Origin of the sequence: Prevotella koreensis, from assembly GCF_003977605.1 — a bacterium.
Taxonomy (GTDB): Bacteria; Bacteroidota; Bacteroidia; order Bacteroidales; family Bacteroidaceae; genus Prevotella; species Prevotella koreensis.
This window is the reverse complement of record NZ_RYYU01000001.1, coordinates 942,075-958,207: the sequence shown is the minus strand read 5'-3', so window position 1 is coordinate 958,207 and position 16,133 is coordinate 942,075. Positions and strand designations below refer to the sequence as shown.

Below are 16,133 nucleotides of genomic sequence, written 5' to 3'. Positions count from 1 at the left end.
AAAACATGGAAAAGAAAGTTGCACTTATTACAGGTATTACAGGGCAGGATGGTTCATACTTGGCAGAGTTCTTGATAGATAAAGGATATGAGGTTCATGGATTATTGCGTAGAAGCAGTTCATTCAATACAGGAAGAATAGAGCATCTGTATCTTGATGAGTGGGTGCGTGACATGAAGAAAAGACGTCTTGTCAATCTTCATTGGGCAGACATGACCGACTCTTCATCGCTTATACGTATCATCGGTGAGACACGTCCTGATGAGATTTACAATCTTGCAGCACAAAGTCACGTGAAAGTAAGTTTTGATGTTCCGGAATATACTGCTGATACAGATGCTATTGGTACGCTGCGTTTGCTTGAGGCAGTGCGTATCTGCGGATTGGAACATAGTTGCAAAATCTATCAGGCATCTACATCGGAACTTTATGGAAAAGTTCAGGAAGTTCCTCAGTCAGAAACAACTCCGTTCTATCCACGTAGTCCATACGCAGTCGCAAAACTTTATGGCTTTTGGATTATTAAAAACTATCGTGAGTCATACAATATGTATTGCTGCAATGGTATTCTTTTCAATCATGAGAGTGAGAGACGTGGAGAGAATTTCGTTACCAGAAAGATAACACTTGCAGCTTCGCGTATAGTGCAAGGGATGCAGGACAAACTTTATCTTGGTAATCTTAACTCGCTGCGCGACTGGGGATATGCCAAAGACTATGTTGAGTGTATGTGGCTTATCTTGCAGCAACCGGAACCGGAAGACTTCGTAATTGCCACAGGTGAATACCACACTGTTAGGGAGTTTGCAACGCTTGCATTCCACCATGTAGGCATAGAACTTGAATGGCAAGGAGAAGGTGTTGACGAAAAAGGTATTGATAAGAAAACCGGCAAGACGATTATTGAGGTAGATCCGAAATATTTCCGACCGGCAGAAGTAGATCAATTGCTCGGAAATCCACAGAAAGCCAAGGATACATTAGGTTGGAATCCACGAAAGACATCATTTGAGGAACTTGTCAGAATCATGGTAGAACACGATATGAAATTTGTGAAGAAACTGTATCTCAAGGCTCAAGTCGAAGAATAAACAATAATAGAAATGCTGGGAAAAGATTCTAAAATATATGTTGCAGGTCACAATGGACTTGTTGGCTCGGCAATATGGAACAACCTGAAAGGGCGTGGTTACAATAATCTTGTGGGAAAGTCACATAAAGAACTCGACCTGCTCGACCCTGTTGCTGTACGTTCGTTCTTCGATGAAGAAAACCCTGATGCCGTAGTACTTGCAGCAGCACATGTTGGCGGTATAATGGCAAACCTGCAATATCGTGCAGATTTCATATATCGTAATCTACAGATACAGCAGAACGTGATAGGAGAGAGTTTTAGGCATGGCGTAAAGAAACTTTTGTTTTTAGGCTCTACGTGTATATATCCACGCATGGCACAACAACCGATGAAAGAAGATGCACTACTCACGAGCGAGTTGGAATATACAAACGAACCATATGCAATAGCAAAGATTGCCGGTCTTAAGATGTGTGAGAGTTTCAGTATTCAATATGGCTGTAACTACATCGCCGTGATGCCGACAAATCTTTACGGTCCGAATGACAACTTCCATCTTGAGAATAGTCATGTGCTTCCGGCAATGATACGCAAAGTGCATCTTGCCAAGTGCTTGAACGAAGGTGATTGGGCATCAGTGCGTAAGGATATTAACTTACGTCCGATAGAAGGTATCAACGGCTCCAACAGCGATAAGGAGATACTTGAGAAACTTGATAAGTTTGGTATCCGTCCTGATAGTGTTACTTTGTGGGGTACAGGTTCTCCTATGCGAGAATTCCTATGGAGTGAAGAAATGGCAGACGCGAGTGTACATGTTCTTCTAAATGTTGATTTCAAGGACACATACAAGGCCGGACAAGAGGAAATTCGCAACTGTCATATAAATGTTGGTACAGGTAAGGAAGTCTCCATACGTGAAGTTGCCGAAAAGATTATGCTTGAAATTGGCTTTAATGGAGAACTGAAATGGGATGCAACTAAACCTGATGGAACACCTCGTAAACTTACCGATGTTACTAAATTGCACAATCTCGGTTGGCATCATAAGGTTGAAATAGATGAAGGTATACATCGTATGTACGAATGGTACAAGCAAGGCATTTGTATAAATCATTTGACTTGACAAACAATCATTGTGTAATTTGGGCGAAATTGCTTTTCAAATTGGGCGAAATTGAAAAGTAAATTCGCCCAATTTGTTTTCCAATTTCGCCTAATTTGGTTATTGCAAGTATTTATATAATACTGCCGTATGTTTCTTAAAAGAGATTCTTTCCTTGCCTTATGTATTCTGCTCAGTGGAAAGTATAAGTCTATGCTCTGAAAGATTCCATATTCATATAACGTCTCGCCATGAAACGTTTATATATGTTACGTAGCCACAATTCATGGAATACAACAAATAACAGTCCTGTTGAAAGAAGTATTATATAAGTAACGGTATCGCTGAAAAATATTGAAAGCAGACTGATGATTATAACAGGAACAAACATCACTACAAATTCAAAAACAACTTGAAGCCAATTTGTTTCCATACTGCCCTTGCTTATCATCTTTGTGTTAAGTGGGGTAGGCTGACGGTTGTATACTGCCATTTGCATTAGTATGCAAAACTCAGGCCCGGCAGTGAAGAAGGCAATTGCTGTCAGTTGCAACAATGTGTATTTACCTGTAAAAACAGTAGGCAGCATAAGTAACATAGGAAGGGTAAGTAATGATAAATAGAAATAATATTTTGCACGTAGAAGCACCAGAATGTTCTCCTTGTGCACCATAAGTCCATCTATGTAATTTCCCTCGTAACTCATAACCTTTATAAGTGTTATTGCACCGTAAAGTACAAACACATATACAATCCAGAACTTTGTGGAGAAAGAGTCACTGTAAAGGTCTGTATATGACATGATAAGGCTTAGCATACATGTGATAGCCATACCCATTATGAAAGAATTTCTCACATTCTTATTTCTCATAATACTCTTTACTTCAAGTTTCAAGTATTCCCCGGTCTCACCGAATCGGTTCAAGAAATTGAATCTGGAAACGCTTTTTAGTTGTTTTGCTCCTTGTCCTGTAACCTCCTTATATATATAGTACCCCTGTACTTTTATATTGACAATGAATAAAAATATCAGTACACTGAACAAGCATAGATATGCCAAAGGGTTGGCGTATGTAAAAAAGTCGCCGCCATGAGCATAGAACTCACAGAAATAACCAAAGTCATTCAATATCCAGGGTAGAAATATCAACGCATAAACAGAAGCCGGAACAACCCACCATAACAAACTGCTGTTTATCAGTGTTCGGCAAAGAATATACCAAAGACTGTTCATGAGAATGAACAACTGCAATGCTATCAGGAACGATAATGTCTGTAGTAAGCCTACTTGAAACAGTACGCTCATTATTGAGAATGGCAAAAATAGAGCGAGCCACATAAGATTTCCCCAACTCAGAACCGAAAAGATGATAAAAGATTCTACACATGTATCTTTAGGCATCGGAAGAAGCAAGTAGGGGTGTATTAACTGTGTGGGAGTCTGTTGCGCCATGAAACGAAACAAGAAGTCTGCGGCAAGAATAAAAGGGAGTGTTGCGAACATCAGTTCATATCCCTCAATCCACGAACTTTCGTTCGCTACCATCGAAAGAATTATTGCGAATAAAACAAGATAGAGTACCGTGAAAGCAGAACCAATTCCGACAAATACCTTTGCCACCATATTTTGTTCGAATATCGGGCTACGCCTGCTTCTTAACTTTTTATGTTGATATAGTAAGCGGTAAATCTGTAAACGGTTCATTTTTGTTTCTTTTTATTTTATCTTAAATCAATTACTTCTGCTTTTGGAAAATCCTTTGCGTTGAATCTGAAAGAAGCGTCAGTCTGATTTTCTGCCTTGAAATTACTTATGTTTATTGTTGTCCAGCCGTTGGCTTGTCGCATCTTTACCTGTTTGGGGAGATTCGTACGTTTATCTATAGTGATATACATTTCTTTTATTGTGCGTCCTTGGTTTTGTGAAACAAGATGTACCTTGTATTCTGAAGCCGATGTTGTCATACTTAGATTGAATCCATTCTTGTAGATTGTAATGAACTTATATGGATTCATAGATTGCTGTTGCGCCTCTGTGGGATTGCTGACATTTACCTCCTCGTTTTTCTTTATGTATGTCCATTCTGTTTTCCCGTCAAACCATACGATAGCATCGGAAGTATTTGCACGGAATTTATTGCCTTTTATGGCAATGGTACCATTTGCATTACCATATTTGCCACTTATAGTGAAATTTGCCGTTGCTCCTCCTTTTCTACCTATTATGCCGGCTGTTTTATCAAGAACTTTACGTGCCTGAGTTGCGTTCTGCGCGAAAGAAATTGTGATGGCAATAGCCAATAATGCAATTATAAGAAGACTCTTTTTCATAATCTTTTCTTTTTTTAAGTTTACTATTAGATAATGACCAGATGCAATAGGATTAACGGTGAATACCCGTAAGAAGAGTGTTTAGCGAGTTCTCATCGCTTATCAATACTTCTCGTGGTTTACTTCCTTGTGCCGTACCCACAATTCCGAGTTTTTCCATTTGATCCATAAGACGACCGGCACGATTATAACCTATTGAGAAGTGTCGCTGTATCATACTTGTAGAACCTTGCTGGTTAATTGTAATGAATCGGGCAACCTCTATGAATAGTGGATCAAGATCGTCAGTGCTTATAGTGCCGGAACCAATTCCTATCTCATCAGATACTGGCTCCGGGAGTTCCATTGGTACCACCGGACCTTGCTGGTTTTGTATGAATGTATTTATGTTTTCCACCTCCGGAGTGTCAACAAACGCACATTGTACGCGCACCGGTGTACTGCCATTCAATATGAGCATGTCTCCTCTGCCGATTAGTTGTTCTGCTCCCTTTTGGTCAAGAATGGTTCTTGAATCAATCATTGCACTGACTTTGAATGCCATTCGTCCTGGGAAGTTTGCCTTGATGTTACCGGTAATAATGCTTGTTGTCGGACGCTGTGTTGCTATTACCATGTGAATTCCAACGGCACGTGCCAACTGAGCTATACGAGCAATAGGCATTTCAATCTCTTTGCCCGCAGTCATGATAAGATCGCCGAATTCGTCTATTATGACAACGATATACGGCATATACTCATGGCCTTTGGTAAGGTCGAGTTGGTGATTTACGAACTTTGCATTATACTCTTTGATGTTTCTCACAGTAGCCATTCTTAGCATATTGTAGCGATTATCCATGAGGGCACAAAGACTGTTCAGTGTTCGTATGACCTTAGTCACATCGGTAATGATTGGTTCTTCATTGTCATCCGGAACCTTTGCAAGGAAGTGGTTTACTATCGGATTGTAGATGCTGAATTCCACTTTCTTCGGGTCAATGAGTACAAATTTTAGTTCGTTCGGATGTTTTTTATAAAGTAGGGAGGTGATTATTGCATTAAGTCCCACTGACTTTCCTTGACCGGTTGCTCCGGCAACAAGCAGATGAGGAATCTTTGCCAAGTCAACCATATAGACCTCGTTGGTAATGGTTTTGCCGAGAGCGATTGGCAGTTCCATCTTTGTCTCTTGAAATTTGCGTGAATTGAGGATACTCTCCATTGAAACAATATTCGGCTTTGCATTAGGCACCTCAATACCTATTGCTCCCTTACCGGGTATCGGAGCGATTATACGAATGCCAAGTGCCGACAAACTCAATGCGATGTCATCTTCAAGTCCTCTTATTCGCGAAATTCTTACGCCCTCTGCCGGTGTTATTTCATATAGTGTTATGGTAGGACCTACTGTTGCCTTGATTGACTTTATCTGAACACCGAATGTTGCCAAAACATCAACAATGCGTTTCTTGTTTGCAAGTTGTTCTTTTTCGTCAACATATACTTTTCCTCCGTCGTCATATTTCTTGAGCAGGTCGAGTGTAGGATATTTATATTTTGTCCAAGGTTCTTTCGGATTTATCGGAGTTGTCAAGTCAATTTTGCCAACAACAGTCTTGCTGGCAGCCTTTTCCTCAGCATCTCCGACAGTTATTTCTATTTCCGGTTCGTTTGCATTACCGGTGTTGTTAGAATCATGCTTATTGGTGCCTCCTTTTATATCAGTATTGACCGGGGTATGTACTTCTATTCCATCGTCTGTGAAATCCACAGTTTGAGGAGCAGGATCGTCATATACGTTTATATTGTTTTCATCTTGTTCGTCGTCTTCTTTGATAATGTCGTCAGTCTTTTTCTTTAGGTTTGTGATAGTGAATTTCACTTTGTCCGAAAGATAATTGGCCGGATTGAGAACCTTTCTCAGTACTTCGATTGTTTCTGTACTTAGATAAGTAAGGAAAGCAATGGCAACAAACAGTAGAACGACATAAAGACCGGGTATGCCGATAACATTCTCAACCCACTGACTTATGTATAGACCATGACCACCACCCGGGTTGAATATGCCGTTTTCAAATGCAATAGAAAGAAACTCTGCAAATGCGACGGAACACCATACAGTTATTATGGATAGACACAAGAACCATTTCAGAAGATTTACCTTATAAACCTTCATCATGCTAAGACCTGTAAGACAGATGAATATAGGAATGGAGAAAGCGGCAAATCCGAAACATTTTGCAATGAAGAAGTCAGATATTATTGCACCAATAGAGCCACAAATGTTTTGGAACTCCTTATTGCTGTTAAGCCAATCTCCATGTCTCATTTCCGAAACAAGACTTTGGTCGGCATCGCCTGTGCTGAAATATGAAATGAAGGCAATAATCATAAACACTGCCACCAAAACAAAAACAAGGCCGAACAGAAAATTGAAAATATAATTCCTGAATATGTTTTTTAAACCAACAGTTTCCATCAGGGTCTTTGGCTTTTGTTCTTTCTTTTTCTTAACCATTATGATATGTCTTGTCTCGAAACTTCTTATTATTTGGTGCAAAATTAATTGAAAAATATAAGAAAAGCGTATATAATCGCTTTTTTTTGCTAATTTTGCACTTTGTAAAGTCGAAAAGATGAAGAAAACAATATATAACAAGTTTGATAAAAAATTAATCTCATCACTTCCGAGAGTTTTATTTGAAGGAAGAATAATTACGATATTGACTGCCGGAGAGACAGATAAAGCAGTTGATTACCTATTATCAATGCCTATACTTGGCATTGATACAGAGACAAGACCGTCATTCAAGCGTGGAATCACGCATAAAGTGGCATTGCTGCAAGTATCTACTTTTGACACTTGTTTCTTATTCCGATTAAACCATACCGACCTTACTCCCGCACTCATAAGACTGCTCGAAGACAAGAACGTGCCTAAAATTGGTCTTTCTCTTAATGACGATATTCATTCTTTACAAGGTAGAAGACTATTTAAACCGGGATATTTCATAGATTTGCAGAAGCATGTCAACGAGATTGGAATTGAGGACATGAGTCTTCAGAAACTATATGCCAACCTTATTGGACAGAGAATAAGCAAAAGTCAACAACTTTCAAATTGGGAAAATGATATTCTTCAGGAAAAACAGAAACGATATGCTGCTACTGATGCATGGGCTTGCATAATGCTTTATGAGGAACTCGTAAGACTGAAAACCACAGGAGATTATACTTTGATGAAAGTCACTGAATAAGAAGAGATAATACAAATAGAGAAAATGTATAAGACAATAACGATAAAGAAAGGAAAAGACGAAAGTCTGAAGAGGTTTCATCCTTGGATATTCTCTGGTGCAATAAAGCATTGTGAGGATGGGATTGATGAAGGTGATACGGTGCGCGTAATTAAAGAAAATGGCGATTTTATCGCTATTGGGCATTATCAGATAGGCTCTATTGCTGTTAGAGTGTTGTCTTTTGAAGAAATTGAAATTGATGAGAATTTCTTCACAGAACGACTTGTAATGGCTTTCGCAATGAGGAAAAGTATCGGTGTGGCTGATAATCCGGCCAACAATACCTATCGCCTTGTTCATGGAGAGGGGGATAATCTTCCCGGATTAGTGATAGATTGTTATGGTGAAACGGCTGTTATGCAGGCTCATAGCGTTGGTATGCATGTTTGTAGGAATATTATTGCAAAAGTTCTAATGAACGTTATGGGAGAACGGATAAAGAACGTATTTTATAAAAGCGAGACAACATTGCCATTCAAGGCTGAACTCGGCCAGGAAAATGGTTTTATTTATGGAAGAAGCGAGAATAATACTGCTGTAGAGAATGGATTGAAATTTAATGTTGATTGGCTAAAGGGACAAAAGACAGGATTTTTCATTGACCAAAGAGAAAACCGCTCTTTGCTTGAACGTTATTCCAAAGGTAAGACAATATTGAATATGTTTTGTTATACCGGAGGTTTTTCTGTCTATGCAATGCGTGGCGGTGCAAGGGTGGTTCATTCCGTGGATAGCAGTGCCAAGGCTATTGAATTGACCAATGCTAATGTCGAACTGAATTTTCCGGAAGACAAACGCCATGCTGCTTATTGTGAAGATGCATTTAAGTTTCTTGATAAGGCAGATGATGTCTATGACCTTATAATTCTCGATCCTCCTGCTTTTGCGAAACATCGCAATGCTCTGCATAATGCGTTGAAAGGATATACAAGACTTAATTTAAAGGCTATGCAACGCATACGACCGGGAGGAATATTGTTTACGTTCAGTTGTAGTCAAGTGGTTACAAAGGATAATTTCCGTAACGCGGTGTTTACTGCTGCAGCATTGGCCGGAAGGGAAGTAAGGATTCTTCATCAATTACATCAACCTGCCGATCACCCGATAAACATCTATCATCCGGAAGGAGAATATCTGAAAGGACTTGTTTTATATGTAGAATGAAGACATGCTAAAAAAAATTGCCCATTTCATCGCTTCCAATAATCTGCTTGTAAAGGAAAAAAAATATTTGATTGCCTTGTCGGGTGGTGCAGATAGCGTATGCTTACTTCTCGTTCTGGATAAATTAGGGTATAATATAGAGTCGGTTCATTGTAATTTCAATCTAAGAGGTGATGAGTCTTTACGTGATGAACAATTTTGTATCGAATTATGTAAGAAAAGAAATATTAAAATACATCTTGCCCATTTCGATACAAATTCTTATGCTTTGTTGCACAAGACAAGCATAGAAATGGCGGCACGCAACCTGAGATATTCTTTTTTCGAGAACCTAAGGCATGATATTGGGGCAGATGGTGTATGTGTTGCTCACCATCAGAATGATTGTGCCGAAACGCTTATTATGAATCTTATACGTGGCACCGGAATAAAAGGATTGGCTGGAATAATGCCGAAAAGGGACAGTATTATCAGACCTTTGCTCTGTGTTTCACGCGATGAAATCGAGGATTTCTTAACGAAAGAGTCACAAGATTATGTAACAGACTCTTCTAATCTCGATGATTTTTGTGTAAGGAATAGTATTCGGCTCAATATAATACCGATGATGGAAAAGATTAATCCTTCTGCGGTGCAAAACATTGTTAGAACAGCGATTAGGATGAATGAGGCAAACAAGGTTTTCAAAGAATCCATCGAAGCATCTTCTTCAAAAGTGTCCGACTTAATCGATGGCTCTTTATATATTGATATACGTGCTCTGAAGAAAGAGGCTTCTCCCGAATACACATTATTTAATATATTAAAGAATTACAGATTCAATCCCGAGCAGATAGAGTCAATAGGTTATAACCTTGATTTTCCTACGGGTACAAGATTTCTTTCCGATACTCATCAATTAGTGTTCGATCGTGAAAAAATGATTGTTACAAAGATTGAAAACAACAGAATAAGTCTTAAAATACCAGAACATGGAAAATATATAATCAATGATGTTAAGTCTATTAGAATAGAAAAAGTTATAGTTAACAACGAATTTAATATTTCAAAGGATAATTTTACGGCAACACTTGACTCTGCAAACGTGAAATTTCCGTTATTGCTTAGGAATGTTGAGAAAGGGGATCGCTTTTTCCCATTTGGCATGAAAGGTTCTAAACTTGTAAGTAAATATATGACAGACAAGCGTTTCTCTTTGATAGATAAACAAAAACAAATGGTGTTAGAGGATGCTTCTGGAAATATAATTTGGCTTGTAGGTGAGAGAACGGATGAGAGATTTAAGATAACTAATAAAACAACGTATGCACTTGTCATATCAATAAACGTTCATTAAGAACTCCTTCAATTATATGCCCGTATTTCATAATGCAGGTAACTCAAGTTTCTTGCTTAACAAATAAAACCCCGAAAGTTAAACGAGTAACTTTCGGGGTTTACTTATGTTTTGACACTTCCGGATTTTATTAGATGTGTTTTATGGTTATGTTTATTGCTGATCAGAAGTTATGCTTTGACTACTACCATTGGTGAAATATTGTTCCAGTTCTTTGGCAGCAGCACCTTCTTTGTTTTCCAAGTCATTGATTATAACTCCGTGCTCAAGCAATGCTATGCGTGTGCATACATCAACCGTATGTGCAAGGTTATGGCTTGAGAGTAATATCGTTGCATTTGTGTCACGGTTATATTCCGTTAGTAGGTCTTTAAGTATGTTTTGACTTGTAGGGTCGAGGAAATTGAAAGGCTCATCAAGTATCAGAAGTTGTGGTTGAGCAAGCAAGGCTGCAATTATTCCAACCTTATGTTTATTGCCTGCCGATAGATTCCTTATGAGTTTCTTTTCCCCCAATATTTCGCCGGCCATGAAAACATTGAACTTTTCAAGGCGAGTCTTCATTGCTTCTTCACAGACATTGCCAACCATTGCAACGAATTGAAAATATTCTTCAGGTGTCAGAAAATCTATCAGAAATCCCTCGTCAATATATGCTCCGGTATGGTTTTTCCAATCTTCGCTTCGTGCAGGATTGAGAGTTACCGTCTTTCCTTCACCATTTATGTATGACAGCGCGACTTCTCCTTCATCTGCTTTCACGAGATCGACAATCATTCTGAATAATGTAGTCTTTCCCGCTCCATTATTTCCCACAAGACCAAGAAAATCGCCGTCGTCAACTCTAAAAGAGTCAATTGAGACGACGTTTTTCTTACTATATGTCTTTATGAGATTGTTTATATCAATTCTCATGTTCAAAAAACTTTTTATGACACACCTCGTCCGTGGCAGTTCTTGAACTTCTTTCCGCTTCCGCAAGGACATGGATCGTTTCTTCCCGGCAGTTTCTCGCGCATTATCGGCATGCGTCGTTTCTGCTCTGCACTTTCACGTGTGTCGTGTTGTGCGGCTGCTTGCTGGTCGTGGTCAACAAGATCTGATCCTTTCTGCTCATTGTATCGTTGTGAGCGTTGTTCTGGAGCAGCCTCGCGTACCTCTTCCTGTTGCAGTTCCGGAATCTGTCCACGCATCAGAATACTGAGAATGCGATTGTTGTTTTGGTCAACCATATTCTCCTTAAAGAGTTCTGCACTCTCAAGTTTGAATATCACGAGCGGGTCTTTCTGTTCATAACTTGCATTCTGAACACTGTGCTTCAGTTCGTCAAGTTGCCTTAGATTTTCTTTCCAACAGTCGTCAATGATATGCAACATGATAGATTTTTCAAACTGTCTTATCACGCTCTTGCCTTCTGTCTCGTATGCTTCTTTCAGTTCGCATGGTATTTGGAATACTCTCTTTCCGTCCGTTACCGGTACCATTATGCGCTCGTACATTGCACCTTGGTTTTCATATACCTGTTTTATTACCGGCCATGCCACGCTTTGTATTCTTTCAGTCTTACGTTCGAATGCTTCTATTGCACTTTGGTATGTTTTTTCTGTGAGTTTGTCGTGGTCATCGTTCAGTAACTGCTCTTCAGTGAACGGACATTCCATTGCCATCACTTTTATGAACTGTTCCTTGCATCCTTCATAGTCGTTGTTTTCAATGATGCTTTCAACGCGGTTCCATATCAGATTTGCAATGTCCATTCCAATGCGCTCTCCCATAAGTGCATGTCGTCTGTTCTTATAAACGATGGTACGCTGAGTATTCATCACATCATCATATTCGAGCAATCGTTTACGTATTCCGAAGTTATTTTCTTCGACTTTCTTCTGTGCTCGCTCAATACTGTTTGAAATCATTGAGTGCTCAAGGCGTTCGCCGTCATCGAAGTGCAGGCGATCCATGATTTTTGCTATTCTCTCTGATGCAAACAAACGCATAAGTTTGTCTTCAAGCGATACGTAGAATACTGACGAACCAGGGTCACCTTGTCGGCCTGCACGTCCTCTTAACTGTCTGTCAACGCGACGACTTTCGTGTCTCTCTGTACCGATAATCGCGAGACCTCCGGCATCTTTTACCTCTTTCGACAATTTGATGTCGGTACCACGACCTGCCATGTTTGTTGCTATGGTCACTGCTCCGAGTCCATCAATGCTCTGTCCGGCATTTGCCACAATGTCGGCCTCGCGTTGATGCAGTTTCGCATTGAGCACCTGATGCGGAATCTTACGCAAATCAAGCATTCTACTGAGCAATTCTGAAATCTCTACGCTTGTGGTACCAACGAGGGTTGGTCGGCCGGCCTCTCTCATCGCTTGTATCTCGTCGATTACGGCATTATATTTTTCGCGTGCAGTTTTATATACGCGGTCGTTCATGTCGTTCCTTAATATAGGCTTATTCGTAGGAATCTCAACTACATCAAGTTTGTATATGTCCCAAAATTCTCCAGCTTCTGTACTTGCAGTACCTGTCATACCTGACAGTTTGTGGTACATGCGGAAATAATTCTGCAATGTTATTGTTGCAAATGTCTGAGTGGCTTCTTTTATCTTAACATGCTCCTTTGCCTCAATGGCCTGATGCAGTCCGTCGCTCCACTGTCGACCTTCCATGATACGTCCGGTCTGTTCATCAACGATTTTTACTTCACCATCCATAACGACATATTCGTCATCCTTGTTGAACATCGTGTATGCTTTCAGTAGTTGCTGCAAGGTATGTACACGTTCGCTCTGTACGCCATAGTGGCTGAGCATTTCGTCTTTCTTTGCCACTTTCTCCTCATCACTCATCTGCTGTGCTTCGAGTTGTGACATCTCTGTGGTTATATCCGGAAGCACGAATAGTTCTCGGTCGTTCACCTGTTTTGCCAGCCAATCTGTACCTTTATCGGTCAAGTCAACGCTATTTAATTTCTCGTCAACAACGAAATAAAGTGGCTCTATTGCTTCAGGCATATGACGATTGTTGTTCTCCATGTAATACTCTTCGGTCTTGAGCATTCCTGTCTTGATACCCTCTTCCGATAGATACTTTATGAGAGGTTTGCTCTTAGGTAGTGCTTTGTGAGAACGGTATAGTGCGAGGAAGCCTTCTTCAAGTTTCTTTTGTCCTTCCTTGTTTCCTTCTTCGGTCATTCTTGTTCCCTCGGTAATAAGTCTTTTTGCATCTGAAAGGTATTGTGACGCAAGTTTTCTCTGTACTTCAACGAGACGTTCAACGAGCGGTTGATATTCTTCGAACATTTGGTCGCCTCCATTAGGTACCGGACCGGAAATAATAAGCGGAGTACGAGCATCATCGATAAGCACTGAGTCAACCTCATCGACGATTGCATAGTTGTGGCTTCTCTGCACAAGGTCAGCCGGGCTAATAGCCATATTGTCGCGCAGATAGTCAAATCCGAATTCATTGTTTGTTCCGAAAGTGATGTCTGCCTGATATGCTTTGCGTCTTTCTTGTGAATTTGGTCTGTGTTTGTCGATACAGTCAACAGACAATCCGTTGAACATATAGAGAGGTCCCATCCACTCAGAGTCACGCTTTGCGAGGTAATCATTCACTGTAACAACATGCACGCCGTTACCTGTCAAAGCGTTCAAGAATACCGGAAGTGTTGCAACAAGTGTCTTTCCCTCACCGGTTGCCATTTCTGCAATCTTTCCTTGATGCAACACAATTCCGCCGAATAACTGCACATCATAGTGAACCATTTCCCACTTGAGATCGTTTCCTCCGGCCATCCAATGGTTTTTATATATAGCCTTATCCTCCTCGATTCTTACGAAGTCCTTTGTTGTTGCAAGTTCACGGTCGAACTCTGTTGCAGTGACAACCACTTCCTCGTTTTCCGAAAATCGGCGAGCCGTTTCTTTTACTATACTGAATGCCACAGGCATTACCTCATCAAGGGCTTTCTCGTAAATTTCGAGGATATCTTTTTCTAATTTGTCTATTTGATTGAAAATTTCTTCACGTTCATCAATCGGTGTTGATTCAATCTTTGATTTCAGGTCGGCAATCTTTTGTTGTTGTTCTTTTGAAGAACCTTGGACGTATGATTGTATCTCCTTGGTCTTGGCGCGAAGTGCGTCATTATCGAGTTTCTTAATTTCCGGATAAACCTGTTTTACCTTTTCCACGAGAGGCTTCACAAGTTTCATGTCTCTTGTTGACTTGTTTCCAAACAACGAAGTTAACAATTTGTTTAAGTTCATATCTTATATTTAATTTGTTGTTACATAATAAAATCGAGCGGCAAAGTTACGAAATATTTCGCTATTTGCGCATAAAATAAATACAAAAGTGGAATTTGAGGTATTAAAATTATCTCAAAGGAATAGCCATGCAGGCATTAGGTGCCCTTATTCTTATTGCTTTGGATATTGTGGGTGATATTTGTTCTGCTGAAACCGGAATGTCTATTCGCTCTGCTTTAGTACCGGCTCCCCAAATGATAATCGGGAATACTGCTGATGCGATATGAGTCTTTATCTCTTGTTTTACTTCTTCGTTAACCAATGTCCAGCCTGGTTGTGTAAAGACTATCAAATCTCCTCCGGTATTGCTGTTGAATGAATTTCGCATTGCCATAAGCATATCCGAACTTGCCGTTTGTAAACCGTGTCTTGTAAAGACATCACTTACACCGGAACTCTCAAGCAAAAAGGATTGTGAACGAGTAAACAATTCTCTTAATTCTATTCTTTTCTGTTCGGCAAGTTTGGTGTTGAGATATATCTGATTATTCAGGCATCCCTCAACATATTTTCCTTGTCCGTATATGGCATTAAGATATAGTTCAAGCAGTTTGGCAGAACGATTTATATAGTATTTCCCATTCGGTATTCTTAATTGTTCGTAGTCGATGTTCCGTTCCGGATACAAGCCTGTTCCGGTCGTAACAATAAGCAGATGCTCTTCTCCCACTGCACTTTTTGCCATTTTAATAATACGGCTTATGTCTTTGTCAAGTTCTTTATAAGAGCTGAGTTTGTCTGCAACATCGAATGTCAGTGCCAAAATGTCACTATCATCATCTTTTCCTAATGAATAATTTGCAATACAACTTATTGCTGCATTTGCAATAAGATAATTATTATCAGATAATGTTGATGTGTTTTCCTTTTTTTCTATGTTGGGAAGCCAGTTAGGAAGCCCTTCTGGATAATATGTGGAAGTGCTCCAACTTCTTGTTTTGTCGTTAATCCAAAAAGCACAATTGGCAGAGTGACATGCAGACAAAATGGCTGCTTCACGATTTGAGGCAATAGAATATACCATGCCTCGATTTTCGCTCTTTGCTTTCAATTCATCGCCAATCATCGATGATAGCACGTTCGTTGCCGAACCGCCATCACTTGAGCCTATGCCACGATACTTGTTGTCGTCAACACAAGAAACCGTTCTTAGCGAATTTCTGTCAAGCCACTGTGCGTTGGCTATACCATTATAGTATGGTGTTGTACCTGTATATATTGTAGTTATGGCAGATGCAATGTCAGCAGGTGCGAATGGCATTTTTGCTGAAGTATATACTTTCCCATATTCAATAAGTTGGCGTATTCCGTCGCTCTCAAGATCGTTGCAGTAGTCTTCAATACTTTCTGATGTCATTCGGTTAATTGCGATACTTATCACAAGCCTCGGCTTTGAGGTTTGTTGTGCTTGAAGTCCTGTGGATATAATCGCAAGCAGGGTTGCCGCCAAGTATCGTCTGTTTAACTTTAATAAGTCATTTCGCATACTATAAAGTATTGTTTTGATGTTCCTTGTTTCGTA

Annotated in this window: 11 protein-coding genes; 5 read left to right on the top strand and 6 right to left on the bottom strand. The window is 39.9% G+C overall.

All coding sequences use genetic code 11. The features are described from left to right. Positions 1 to 5: 5 nt before the first annotated feature. Together gmd and EHV08_RS04135 are read left to right on the top strand one after the other, a co-directional pair. The gene (gene gmd / locus EHV08_RS04140) at positions 6 to 1,091 is read left to right on the top strand and encodes a GDP-mannose 4,6-dehydratase (protein WP_126678209.1); all 1,086 of its coding nucleotides are present in this window, start codon (positions 6 to 8) and stop codon (positions 1,089 to 1,091) included. A 12-nt stretch (positions 1,092 to 1,103) separates the two neighbouring features. Then, positions 1,104 to 2,201 (top strand): GDP-L-fucose synthase family protein, encoded by a 1,098-nt coding sequence (locus EHV08_RS04135; protein WP_126678208.1) that lies wholly within the window; start codon positions 1,104 to 1,106, stop codon positions 2,199 to 2,201. A 190-nt stretch (positions 2,202 to 2,391) separates the two neighbouring features. Here EHV08_RS04135 and EHV08_RS04130 read toward each other — a convergent pair whose 3' ends face one another. Genes EHV08_RS04130 through EHV08_RS04120 form a run of 3 tightly spaced genes read right to left on the bottom strand, consistent with a single transcriptional unit; the run spans position 2,392 to position 7,011 of the window. Continuing rightward, on the bottom strand, positions 2,392 to 3,885 hold the full coding sequence (locus EHV08_RS04130) for a DUF5687 family protein (protein ID WP_262707380.1): 1,494 nt from the start codon (positions 3,883 to 3,885) through the stop codon (positions 2,392 to 2,394). Between the two features lie 17 nt (positions 3,886 to 3,902). After that, the gene (locus EHV08_RS04125) at positions 3,903 to 4,511 is read right to left on the bottom strand and encodes a LolA-like putative outer membrane lipoprotein chaperone (protein WP_126678206.1); all 609 of its coding nucleotides are present in this window, start codon (positions 4,509 to 4,511) and stop codon (positions 3,903 to 3,905) included. A 52-nt stretch (positions 4,512 to 4,563) separates the two neighbouring features. Further along, complete coding sequence (locus EHV08_RS04120) at positions 4,564 to 7,011, bottom strand: FtsK/SpoIIIE family DNA translocase (RefSeq protein ID WP_126678205.1); 2,448 nt, start codon at positions 7,009 to 7,011, stop codon at positions 4,564 to 4,566. Positions 7,012 to 7,129: 118 nt separating this feature from the next. Between EHV08_RS04120 and EHV08_RS04115 the strand changes: the two genes are divergently transcribed. The 3 genes from EHV08_RS04115 to tilS are packed head-to-tail and all read left to right on the top strand — an operon-like array spanning position 7,130 to position 10,292. Continuing rightward, positions 7,130 to 7,750, top strand: a complete 621-nt coding sequence (locus EHV08_RS04115; protein ID WP_126678204.1) for a 3'-5' exonuclease — start codon at positions 7,130 to 7,132, stop codon at positions 7,748 to 7,750. A gap of 24 nt (positions 7,751 to 7,774) precedes the next feature. Then, positions 7,775 to 8,956 (top strand): class I SAM-dependent rRNA methyltransferase, encoded by a 1,182-nt coding sequence (locus EHV08_RS04110; protein WP_126678203.1) that lies wholly within the window; start codon positions 7,775 to 7,777, stop codon positions 8,954 to 8,956. Between the two features lie 4 nt (positions 8,957 to 8,960). Further along, a complete protein-coding gene (gene tilS, locus EHV08_RS04105) occupies positions 8,961 to 10,292 on the top strand; it encodes a tRNA lysidine(34) synthetase TilS (RefSeq protein ID WP_126678202.1) in 1,332 nt (443 codons plus the stop codon). A gap of 153 nt (positions 10,293 to 10,445) precedes the next feature. On the opposite strand, the gene EHV08_RS04100 is transcribed toward tilS, so the two are convergent. From EHV08_RS04100 to EHV08_RS04090, 3 genes are all read right to left on the bottom strand, one after another. After that, the gene (locus EHV08_RS04100; RefSeq protein WP_126678200.1) at positions 10,446 to 11,207 is read right to left on the bottom strand and encodes an ABC transporter ATP-binding protein; all 762 of its coding nucleotides are present in this window, start codon (positions 11,205 to 11,207) and stop codon (positions 10,446 to 10,448) included. Positions 11,208 to 11,221: 14 nt separating this feature from the next. Beyond that, positions 11,222 to 14,569 (bottom strand): preprotein translocase subunit SecA, encoded by a 3,348-nt coding sequence (secA, locus tag EHV08_RS04095; protein WP_126678198.1) that lies wholly within the window; start codon positions 14,567 to 14,569, stop codon positions 11,222 to 11,224. 109 nt (positions 14,570 to 14,678) lie between these two features. Next, the gene (locus EHV08_RS04090; RefSeq protein WP_126678196.1) at positions 14,679 to 16,097 is read right to left on the bottom strand and encodes an alkaline phosphatase family protein; all 1,419 of its coding nucleotides are present in this window, start codon (positions 16,095 to 16,097) and stop codon (positions 14,679 to 14,681) included. Positions 16,098 to 16,133: the final 36 nt, after the last annotated feature.

What these genes read in the sequence shown, in the direction of transcription:
- gmd (WP_126678209.1), top strand. Translation starts at nt 6, where the DNA reads ATGGAAAAGAAAGTTGCACTTATTACAGGTATTACAGGGCAGGATGGT.
- EHV08_RS04135 (WP_126678208.1), top strand. Translation starts at nt 1,104, where the DNA reads ATGCTGGGAAAAGATTCTAAAATATATGTTGCAGGTCACAATGGACTT.
- EHV08_RS04130 (WP_262707380.1), bottom strand. Translation starts at nt 3,885, where the DNA reads ATGAACCGTTTACAGATTTACCGCTTACTATATCAACATAAAAAGTTA.
- EHV08_RS04125 (WP_126678206.1), bottom strand. Translation starts at nt 4,511, where the DNA reads ATGAAAAAGAGTCTTCTTATAATTGCATTATTGGCTATTGCCATCACA.
- EHV08_RS04120 (WP_126678205.1), bottom strand. Translation starts at nt 7,011, where the DNA reads ATGGTTAAGAAAAAGAAAGAACAAAAGCCAAAGACCCTGATGGAAACT.
- EHV08_RS04115 (WP_126678204.1), top strand. Translation starts at nt 7,130, where the DNA reads ATGAAGAAAACAATATATAACAAGTTTGATAAAAAATTAATCTCATCA.
- EHV08_RS04110 (WP_126678203.1), top strand. Translation starts at nt 7,775, where the DNA reads ATGTATAAGACAATAACGATAAAGAAAGGAAAAGACGAAAGTCTGAAG.
- tilS (WP_126678202.1), top strand. Translation starts at nt 8,961, where the DNA reads ATGCTAAAAAAAATTGCCCATTTCATCGCTTCCAATAATCTGCTTGTA.
- EHV08_RS04100 (WP_126678200.1), bottom strand. Translation starts at nt 11,207, where the DNA reads ATGAGAATTGATATAAACAATCTCATAAAGACATATAGTAAGAAAAAC.
- secA (WP_126678198.1), bottom strand. Translation starts at nt 14,569, where the DNA reads ATGAACTTAAACAAATTGTTAACTTCGTTGTTTGGAAACAAGTCAACA.
- EHV08_RS04090 (WP_126678196.1), bottom strand. Translation starts at nt 16,097, where the DNA reads ATGCGAAATGACTTATTAAAGTTAAACAGACGATACTTGGCGGCAACC.